This window comes from Nocardia acidivorans NBRC 108247 (assembly GCF_001625085.1).
Classification (GTDB): Bacteria; Actinomycetota; Actinomycetes; order Mycobacteriales; family Mycobacteriaceae; genus Nocardia; species Nocardia acidivorans.
In genome coordinates this window covers 18,240-27,167 of sequence record NZ_BDAW01000105.1, presented here as the reverse complement: position 1 = coordinate 27,167, position 8,928 = coordinate 18,240, and the positions used below count along the sequence as shown (strand labels likewise).

The window sequence follows — 8,928 nt, the reverse complement described above, 5'->3', positions numbered from 1 at the left end:
CGGCCTGTCCCGCAAGGGCTTCGTCCACGGCTTCCTTCAGCGGCGCCGCACTCCCCCGCCGCCACTGCCCGTCGGTGGTCACCACGAGTCGCGCCCGCGCATCCTCGATACGCTGTCCCAGCGCACCCGCGGAGAATCCGGCGAAGACCACCGAATGCACCAGTCCGAGCCGGGCGCAGGCCAGCATGGTGACGATCGCCTCGGGCACCATCGGCATGTAGAGGGCGACCCGGTCGCCGGCGCGAAGCCCCAGAGCGGTGAATTGATTTGCCGCTCTGGAGACTTCGGCCAGCAGGTCGGCGTAGGTGATAGCGCGGGTATCACCCGGTTCGCCGACCCAGTGGATGGCGACCTGGTCGCCGTGTCCATCCAGGACATGCCGATCGACGCAGTTGTAGGCGACATTGAGGGTGCCGCCGACGAACCATCGGGCGAAAGGCGCGTCGTCCCAGTCGAGTACGCGCGTCCACGGCTGCTCCCAGTGCAGCCGCCGCGCCTGTTCGGCCCAGAAACCCTCGCGGTTGTCCGCCGCCCGATCGTAAAGGGACGCAGTGGCATTGGCGGTCGCCGCGAACTCCGGGCCGGGCGGGTAGCTCAGCGGGTCGGCGGGGTCGCGGTCGATCGTGCTTGTCATTGCGGTGTCTCCGGTCGAAAGGGGCGGGGCGGGATTACGAGCGGGTGCTCAGTGCGCGATGGCCTTCTCGGCGCCTACGCCGGTGAGGGCGCGCACCTCCATTTCGGCGGCCTTGGCCGGATCCTCGTTATCGCGGCCCAGGTAGCTGCCGACAATGCCCAGGACGAATGCCAGCGGAATGGAGACGATGCCCGGATTGGACAGCGGGAACCAGGCGAAGTCCCGGCTCGGGATCATGGCGGTCTTCGAACCGGAGACGGCCGGGGAGAAGATGATCAGCACAATCGTGGAGATCAGGCCGCCGTACATGCTGAACAGCGCCCCGGTGGTGTTGAAGCGCTTCCAGAACAGCGAGTAGATGATGGTCGGCAGATTCGCCGCGGCGGCCACCGCGAAGGCCAGCGCCACCAGGAACGCGATGTTCTGGCCATTGGCCAGAATGCCGAGACCGATGGCGAGTAGGCCGATCACCACGGCGGTGATCCGGGAGACCCGAACCTGTTCCGCCTCACCGGCTTTGCCGCGCTTGATGACCCCGGCGTAGATATCGTGCGCGAAGGACGCCGAGGCCGTGATGGTCAGACCGGCGACCACGGCCAGAATGGTCGCGAACGCCACCGCCGAGATGATGCCGAGCAGCACCACGCCGCCGAGTTCGAAGGCCAGCAGCGGGGCCGCCGAATTCTGACCACCGGCGGCGGCGAGAATCTTGTCCGGGCCGACGATCGCGGCGGCGCCGTAGCCCAGGATCAGGGTGAAGACGTAGAACGCGCCGATCAGGCCGATGGCCCACACCACCGAGCGGCGCGCCTCTTTGGCGGTGGGCACGGTGTAGAAGCGCATGAGCACATGCGGCAGACCGGCGGTGCCGAGCACCAGGGCCAGGCCGAGTGAGACGAAGTTCAGTGTGGAGGTCGCACTGCCGCCGTACTGCGCGCCGGGGGCGAGCACATCGCGGTGTGCCACCGCCTTATTGGCGGATTCGGAGACGTGCTGCTGCGCCGAGCCGAGGATCTCGGACAGGTTGAAGCCGAATTTGCCCAGCACCATGACGGTCATGACCGCCGCGCCGGTGATCAGCAGGACGGCCTTGATGATCTGCACCCAGGTGGTGCCCTTCATCCCGCCGATGAGCACGTACACGATCATGAGCAGACCGACCACCGCGATGACCACGGATTGTCCTGCGCGGCTGTCGATATCGAGCAGCAGTGCGACCAGACCGCCCGCGCCCGCCATCTGCGCGAGCAGGTAGAACAGCGAAACGGTCAGGGTGGAGAGCGCGGCGGCGGTGCGCACCGGACCCTGTTTGAGCCGGAAGCTCAGCACATCGGCCATGGTGAATTTGCCGGTGTTCCTGAGCATTTCGGCGACCAGCAGCAGTGCGACCAGCCATGCCACCAGGAAGCCGATGGAGTACAGGAAGCCGTCGTAGCCGTAGACGGCGATCGCACCGGCGATACCGAGGAAGCTGGCGGCCGAAAGGTAGTCGCCCGCAATGGCGATGCCGTTCTGCGGGCCGGAGAAGCCGCGACCACCGGTGAAGAAGTCCGAGGCGCTCGAGGTGTTCCGGCTGGCGCGGATGACCACCACCATGGTGACCGCGACGAAGACCGCGAAGATGGCGATATTGGCGATCGGATTGCCGACCGTGGTGGCGCTGGCAAGGACGTTCACGCCCGTCCCCCTTCCAGTTCGGCCCGCAGTGCGGCGGCCCGGGGATCGAGTTCGCGCCCGGCGAAGCGCACGTACAGCGCGGTGATCACGAAGGTGGAGACGAATTGCCCCGCGCCCAGGATCAATCCGACATTGATATTGCCGATCACCCGGTGGGCCATGAAGTCGTGCGCGTACGCGCCGAGCAGCACGTAGACCACGTACCAGGCCAGGAAGAGCGCTGTCATGGGGAAGACGAAGCGGCGCTGCCGATTACGCAGTTCCTGGAATTGCGGACTGGCTTGCGCGGCGACGAAGTCCGCGGCGGTCGGCGTGCGCGAGGGCGCGTCCAGACCGAATTCGGTACTGCTCATCGGGTTCCTAGCGTGTGATGTGGCTAACTGTCACGACGCTAACCAGATCGGAGCTCGGGCCCAATGGTGTGGGCTGAGTCACTCGGTGAAGGTGCCGGGTTCTGCGGTGAACGGTCGATCGGATGCGATGAACGGTCAGGCCGAGCGCAGGCCGCGCTCGCGATCCGCGCCCATGCCGAGGGGTTCGGGGGCGTGCATGCGGACGAAGACATCAGCGGTCTCGGCGGTGGATTGGCGGCGGGTCAGGCGGCTCACCAGGATCATTGCCGCGAAGGCGATCGGGACGCTGACGGCGGCTGGATAACTGAGCACCGCGGAGGGCCAGCCCGCCGCGAGCGTCTGGGAGACACCCCCGCTGACCGAGACCGCCGTGGCGGCGCCGGACAGCAGACCGCCGATGATCAGGCCGACGGCCGCACCGGTCGCGGTGAGCCCGCGCCACCAGATGCCGAGTACCAGCAGCGGGCAGAGCGTGGAGGCGGCGACCGCGAAGGCCAGGCCCACCGCACGCGAAAGATCAAGGGAGACAACGGTCAATGCCAGCAACAGCGGGACAGCACCGGTGATGATCGCGGCCAGGCGGAAGTCGCGAATCCGGCCCCGCAGCAGATCGGTGCCGACCACGCCCGCGATGCTGACCAGCAGACCCGACGAGGTGGACAGGAACGCGGCCACCGCGCCCGCCGCGACCAGGGCGGCGAGCAGCTGACCGGGCAGTCCCGCGAGCACCGAACCGGGCAGCAGCAGGACCGCGGCGTCGGATGCCCCCGCACTCGGCAGTCGCGCCGCGTACAAGTGGGCCAGTACGCCCAGCAGCACCGGGAACAGATAGAAGAATCCGACCATGCCGATCACCGAAAGCGCTGTGCTGCGGGCCTTTCGGCCGTCCGGATTGGTGTAGAAGCGCACCAGCACATGCGGGAGCCCCATGGTGCCCAGGAAGGTCGCGATAATCAGCGAATACACCTGGTACATCGGATGCGGGCCGCCGAGTCCACCACCCGGGACCAGCCAGTCGGCATCGGCGGCGGCGGTCAGGTGCGGTGCGCCCGGATCCTCGTCGTGCCGCAGGAAATAGCCGAGCAGCACCAGTCCCGGAATCGCGATGGCGGTGAGTTTGAGCCAATACTGGAACGCCTGCACGAAGGTGATCGACCGCATACCGCCGCCCGCCACCGTGCCGATCACGATGAGCCCCACCGCGATAGCGCCGACCCAGTCTGGGACGCCGAGCAGAATTCGCAGGGTGAGTCCCGCGCCTTGGAATTGCGGAATCATGTAGACCCCGCAGATCACCACCACGACGAGGGCGGTCAGTTTGCGCACCCCGCGCGAACCGAGCCGGAACTCCACGAAGTCGGGCATGGTGTACGCGCCCGAGCGGCGCAGTGGTGCGGCCACGAACAGCAGCAGGCCGAGATATCCGGCGGTGAACCCGACCGGATACCAGAGTGCGTCCGCCCCGTACTTGGCGATCAGCCCGGCGACGCCCAGATACGAAGCGGCCGAAAGGTATTCACCCGATACCGCCGCCGCATTCCATTTCGGCCCGACCGAGCGCGACGCCACCAGAAAGTCCGAGGTGGTGCGGGCCAATCGCACGCCGTAACTGCCGATGGCCACGCTGGCGAGCGCGGCCAGCAGCAGCGCCGTCACCGTCATCCACGAATCGGGCCGCGAATTCACCTCAGTCCCCGGTCAATTCGCCGAAGTCCTGCTCATTGCGCTCGGCCAGCCGCACATAGACCAGTCCGGCCCCGAACAGCAGCGGATACACCGCCACCCCGAGCAGCGCCCACGGCACCCGCACGCCGAGTACTTCGGCGCTCCCCAGCGGCCCGAGCGCGAACAGCAGCGGCAGCGCCCCCAATGCGCCCACCACCACCAATCCCACCCGCACGGCCAACCCGAATTGCGCCCGAATGAGCCCGCCGATCATGGCCGCGCCCACCTCGGTCTGCTCGGCCACCTCCACCCGGGTCCGCACCAGTCGTGCCCCGCGCCGCTCGGCCAGCACCACCCGCTCTCGGGTGGGGCGCTGTGAACTGGTCATCGGGGCACCCCCTGTCGCCGCCCCATTACCGGGCGGTCCGATGCTGCCGGGGTGCGTGGATGAGGCGCTGTTTGAGATCGCGCACCTGTCGTCGGCTCACCGGAAGTTCCGCCGCCGCCGCACTTCCCTCGGCACGCAGACAGACGACCGTGCCGGTGCCGACGGTGCGCAACCCGGTCACCAGCCGCAGCGCCACCAGATAGGACCTGTGCACCCGCACGAATCCCGCCTCCGCCCACCGCGATTCCAGTTCGGACAGCGGTATGCGCACCAGGTGCGATCCCGAATTGGTATGCAGCCGTGAGTAATCCCCATCCGCCTCCACCCAACTCACCGAGGCCCGATGCACCAGCGTCGTCGCGCCACCCAATTCCACCGGAATCACCTCGTGCGGATCGATATCCGTCACCGGCTGCGGCTGCGCCCGTCCCGCGCTGATCCGCCGCACCGCCTCCGCCAACCGCGCCTCGCGCAGCGGCTTGAGCAAATAATCCACCGCCCCGAGATCGAATGCGGCCACCGCCCGATCGTCATGCGCGGTCACGAACACCACCGCGGGCGGCCGCGCGAACTCCGACAGAATCCCCGCCAATTCCAACCCGTCCAAGCCGGGCATATTGATATCCAGAAATACCGCGTCCACCACATGCGCCCGCAACAACCGCAGCGCACTCGTGGCATCCCCCGCCGCGTGAATCTCCCCGATTTCCGGCTGGGCGCGCAGGAGATAGACGAGCTCATCCAGAGCGGGCCGCTCATCATCCACGGCGAGCACACGGAGCGCGGCGTCGGCCGAGTCGGTGGTCGTGGTCCTGGTCACAGTCGGAACATCCTAATCCCGACATTCTCACCTCGTGTGCGCGGTGGCGATATGCAGCCGTACTCCTCGTTCTTCCCCTCCGATGCGAGAACGAGAGAGGTACCGGGGCACTCGCCACCGTCACGCATCTGTCCCTCGGTCCACCTCTTATCCGCTGTCGTTCGAAAGCCCTTCTCGCGCAGTAAGTTCCATGACCATCCGATTTCTACCGTTTTCCTGCCCGATCGCGGTCGTTTCCCGACCCGTCCGAGAACCTGCGCCCGGGGCGTGCTGCTTGTAGTCTTCCGGCGGTGCGTGATGTGGCCCGCGAGAGGAGCATGCGAACGATCCGCGGGTGACGCCCGCGGCCATCGCCACGATGCTGGGCATCGGCGAACGCACGCTGTACAAGGTTCTGCGAAGCGCCGGACAGCCGTCGCCCGGCGCACTCCTGCGCGCGATTCGCGTCGAACGCGCCCATCGGCGATTGTCCGTCGCGCTGCCGGTCGATGTGGACAGGATCGCCTTCGAGGAGGGCTTCCCCAGCACCCGCCGCTTCCGCGAAGCCTATCGGGAACACTACGGGCGCAGCCCGGTCCAAATGCGCGAACACCTATTAAGTTGCGGCCCAGAGGGATTGCCGGTCCGCAGAGCCCGTAGAGCATCCGGCAGATTGATCCACCGAGCACGACGATTTCAGGCGCGCACGCCCGGGCGGAATTTGGGGACGCGCATGCTGACCTTGGTGCCCGCGCCGGGGGCGGTTTCCACCACCAGGCCGTAGTCGTTGCCGAAGGCGGCGCGCAGGCGGTCGTCGACATTGGCCATGCCCACGTGGGCGGATTCGGCTGTGCCGGTGGTGGTTTCGATGGCGTCGAGGGCTCCGGAGCGGAGGATTTCGGGGTCCATACCGACGCCGTCGTCCTCGACGCTGATGAGGCAGTCCGCGCCCGCGTCCGCGGCGGTGATGCTGACGGTGCCCAGGCCCGGTTGTCCGGCGAGGCCGTGGCGGACGGCGTTCTCCACCAGTGGTTGCAGGGCCAGGAACGGCAGGACGACGGTGAGAACCTCGGGGGCTATTTGCAGGCGGACGCGCAGGGCGTCGCCGAAGCGGGCGCGTTCCAGGGCCAGGTAGCGGTCGATATTGGTCAATTCGTCCGCGAGGGAGGTGAATTCACCGGCGGTGCGGAAGGAGTAGCGGGTGAAGTCGGCGAAATCGAGGATGAGTTCGCGGGCGCGGTCGGGATCGGTGCGCACGAACGAGCCGATGGTATTGAGCGCGTTGTAGATGAAGTGCGGGCTGATCTGGGCACGCAGGGCGCGCACCTCGGCGCGATCCAATCGGGCGCGGGAGGCGTCGAGTTCGGCCAATTCGATCTGGCCGCAGGCGTATCGAGCGACCTCGGCCACCGCGCCGAGCATGCCGGGTCCGGGCTTACCGCGTGTGACCGCACCGAAGGCCCCGACCATCCCGCTGTGCTCGCTGGGCAGTGGTTGCGCCACCAGCGTGTACCCGTCCGCGCACGACACCAGCACCGACCGCTCCCCCGCGATGGCGCGACTCGCCGCCTCCCCGAACGCTTCCGCGAGCTCGGCATGCGCGCCGTCCCACGCCAGCAGTGCCCCCGACGCGTCGGCGATCCCGAGCGCCTCGGCCCCCATGAGCGCCCGCAGATAGGGCGCGGCCTGTTCGGCGGATTCCTCGGTGAGCCCGCCGCGCAGGGGTTTCGCCGCCAGCGCGGCCGTCTGCAAGGCCGCGTGCACCGCCCGCTCGGCCGGTGTGGTCACCGATCTGCGTGTCCGCGGCCATGCGAACAACGCGCCCGCGATGAGCGCCCCGGCGATCACCACGGCGACCGCGGTGGCACTCACGGCATGAGCTGCGCGGCCAGCGTCGCGCCCAATTCCCAGCAGCGCTCGACGTCCTGTTTGCTCGGCGGCCCCGAAACAATCACGGCCGCACCGGCTTTCTCCCATCCGAGCCCGGTGGCAATGCTCTCCACCCCGCGCTCGGCCCCCTCGGTGCCTTGATTGCCGTGCATGTACATGGCGTACGGCCGCCCGCGCGTGGAATCCAGGCACGGGTAATAGAAGGTGTCGAACGCATGCTTCAAAGCCCCGGACATATACCCGAGATTCGCGGGCGTTCCGAGCAGATAACCATCCGCCGCGAGCACATCACTCGCGGTGACCGCCAGCGCCGCCCGCCGCACCAACTCCACCCCCTGAATCTCGGGATCGGTGGCCCCGGCCACCACCGCCTCGAACATCTCCTGCATATGCGGCGACGGCGTGTGATGAATCAGCAGCAGCTTCGGCACGCCTCCGAGCCTAGCGGCGCGCCAGGCCGCCCCCGGCCAGGCAGTCCGTGTGAACAGCGACCGCACCACCCGAATCGGGTGGTGCGGTCGGTTCATTCGGCCGGTGCTACTCGGCTACTTGGCGGTCTCCCGTTTGGGCAGTTTCCAGCCCGGGCGGGGGAAGTGGCAGGTGTAGCCCTCGGGGTAGCGCAGGAGGTAATCCTGGTGCTCGGGTTCGGCTTCCCAGAAGGTGCCGGCCGGGGTGACCTCGGTGACGACCTTGCCGGGCCACAGGCCCGAGGCGTCGACGTCGGCGATGGTGTCCAGGGCTATCTGCTTCTGCTCGTCGTCGAGGTAGAAGATGGCGGAGCGGTAGCTGTCGCCGATGTCGTTGCCCTGGCGGTTCTTGGTGGTGGGGTCGTGGATCTGAAAGAGGAATTCCAGCAGGGCGCGGTAGTCGGTCCGGTCGGGGTCGTAGACGATTTCGACGGCTTCCGCGTGACCGGGATGGTTGCGGTAGGTGGGGTTGTCATTGCGGCCGCCGGTGTAGCCGACGCGGGTGGAGAGCACTCCGGGCTGCCTGCGGATCAGGTCTTCCATGCCCCAGAAGCATCCGCCCGCCAGAATCGCCGTGCGCGTATCGGTCACGCCTCCTCCTTCGTGAAGAGAGTCTTGTACTGTCCGTAGCCCTCGGCCTCGAGGTCATCGAGGTGGATGAAGCGCAGGGCCGCGGAGTTGATGCAGTATCGCAGTCCGCCCTGATCGCGGGGTCCGTCGGTGAACACATGTCCGAGATGGCTGTCACCGTGGGCCGAGCGCACCTCGGTGCGAACCATCAGATGGCTGATATCGCGTTTCTCGAACACATTGGACTTCTCGATCGGCTTGGTGAAGCTCGGCCATCCGGATCCGGACTCGAATTTGTCCGTCGAGGCGAACAGCGGCTCACCGGAGACGACGTCGACGTAGATGCCGGGCTCGTGGTTGTCCCAGTACTCGCCGGTGAACGCCCGCTCGGTCCCGTTCTCCTGCGTGACGTGGTACTGCTCGGGTGAGAGCGCCGCCACCGCCGCCGGATTCCGGTTGTATTCCTGTGTCACATGACCTCCTCG

Annotated in this window: 11 protein-coding genes; 1 reads left to right on the top strand and 10 read right to left on the bottom strand. The window is 67.5% G+C overall.

The window, feature by feature from the left end:
• From NA10_RS33220 to NA10_RS33195, 6 genes are all read right to left on the bottom strand, one after another.
• A partial coding sequence (locus NA10_RS33220) for an AMP-binding protein (protein WP_157556918.1) occupies nucleotides 1-634 on the bottom strand: 634 nt, incomplete at its 3' end.
• Nucleotides 635-682: 48 nt separating this feature from the next.
• Complete coding sequence (locus NA10_RS33215; protein ID WP_067574670.1) at nucleotides 683-2,311, bottom strand: monocarboxylic acid transporter; 1,629 nt, start codon at nucleotides 2,309-2,311, stop codon at nucleotides 683-685.
• Entirely contained in the window at nucleotides 2,308-2,664 is a 357-nt protein-coding gene (locus NA10_RS33210; protein WP_067574669.1) for a DUF485 domain-containing protein, read from the bottom strand. The genes NA10_RS33215 and NA10_RS33210 overlap by 4 nt, the downstream gene beginning before the upstream one ends.
• Before the next feature lie 135 nt (nucleotides 2,665-2,799).
• Nucleotides 2,800-4,326, bottom strand: a complete 1,527-nt coding sequence (locus NA10_RS33205; protein WP_067574675.1) for a sodium/solute symporter — start codon at nucleotides 4,324-4,326, stop codon at nucleotides 2,800-2,802.
• Between the two features lie 25 nt (nucleotides 4,327-4,351).
• Nucleotides 4,352-4,717, bottom strand: a complete 366-nt coding sequence (locus tag NA10_RS33200) for a hypothetical protein (RefSeq protein WP_067574668.1) — start codon at nucleotides 4,715-4,717, stop codon at nucleotides 4,352-4,354.
• Nucleotides 4,718-4,742: 25 nt separating this feature from the next.
• Complete coding sequence (locus tag NA10_RS33195; RefSeq protein ID WP_067574667.1) at nucleotides 4,743-5,537, bottom strand: LytR/AlgR family response regulator transcription factor; 795 nt, start codon at nucleotides 5,535-5,537, stop codon at nucleotides 4,743-4,745.
• Nucleotides 5,538-5,895: 358 nt separating this feature from the next.
• Here NA10_RS33195 and NA10_RS39690 point away from each other — a divergent pair, with 358 nt between their 5' ends.
• Nucleotides 5,896-6,300: a helix-turn-helix domain-containing protein gene (locus tag NA10_RS39690; protein WP_373862474.1), complete on the top strand. Its 405-nt coding sequence runs from the start codon at nucleotides 5,896-5,898 to the stop codon at nucleotides 6,298-6,300.
• On the opposite strand, the gene NA10_RS33190 is transcribed toward NA10_RS39690, so the two are convergent.
• From NA10_RS33190 to msrB, 4 genes are all read right to left on the bottom strand, one after another.
• Nucleotides 6,213-7,388, bottom strand: coding sequence for a sensor histidine kinase (locus tag NA10_RS33190; protein WP_067574666.1), 1,176 nt, complete (start codon nucleotides 7,386-7,388; stop codon nucleotides 6,213-6,215). The genes NA10_RS39690 and NA10_RS33190 overlap by 88 nt on opposite strands.
• Nucleotides 7,385-7,837 carry a flavodoxin family protein gene (locus tag NA10_RS33185; protein WP_067574665.1) on the bottom strand — a complete coding sequence of 151 codons (453 nt, stop codon included), beginning with the start codon at nucleotides 7,835-7,837 and terminating at the stop codon, nucleotides 7,385-7,387. Before NA10_RS33185 ends, NA10_RS33190 begins: the two co-directional genes overlap by 4 nt.
• A gap of 114 nt (nucleotides 7,838-7,951) precedes the next feature.
• A complete protein-coding gene (gene msrA, locus NA10_RS33180; protein ID WP_067574664.1) occupies nucleotides 7,952-8,464 on the bottom strand; it encodes a peptide-methionine (S)-S-oxide reductase MsrA in 513 nt (170 codons plus the stop codon).
• Nucleotides 8,461-8,916 (bottom strand): peptide-methionine (R)-S-oxide reductase MsrB, encoded by a 456-nt coding sequence (msrB, locus tag NA10_RS33175; protein ID WP_067574663.1) that lies wholly within the window; start codon nucleotides 8,914-8,916, stop codon nucleotides 8,461-8,463. The genes msrA and msrB overlap by 4 nt, the downstream gene beginning before the upstream one ends.
• Between the last annotated feature and the right edge of the window lie 12 nt (nucleotides 8,917-8,928).

Coding starts and splice junctions, on each gene's coding strand:
- NA10_RS33210 (WP_067574669.1), bottom strand. CDS start 2,664: ATGAGCAGTACCGAATTCGGTCTGGACGCGCCCTCGCGCACGCCGACC.
- NA10_RS33205 (WP_067574675.1), bottom strand. CDS start 4,326: ATGACGGTGACGGCGCTGCTGCTGGCCGCGCTCGCCAGCGTGGCCATC.
- NA10_RS33200 (WP_067574668.1), bottom strand. CDS start 4,717: ATGACCAGTTCACAGCGCCCCACCCGAGAGCGGGTGGTGCTGGCCGAG.
- NA10_RS39690 (WP_373862474.1), top strand. CDS start 5,896: ATGCTGGGCATCGGCGAACGCACGCTGTACAAGGTTCTGCGAAGCGCC.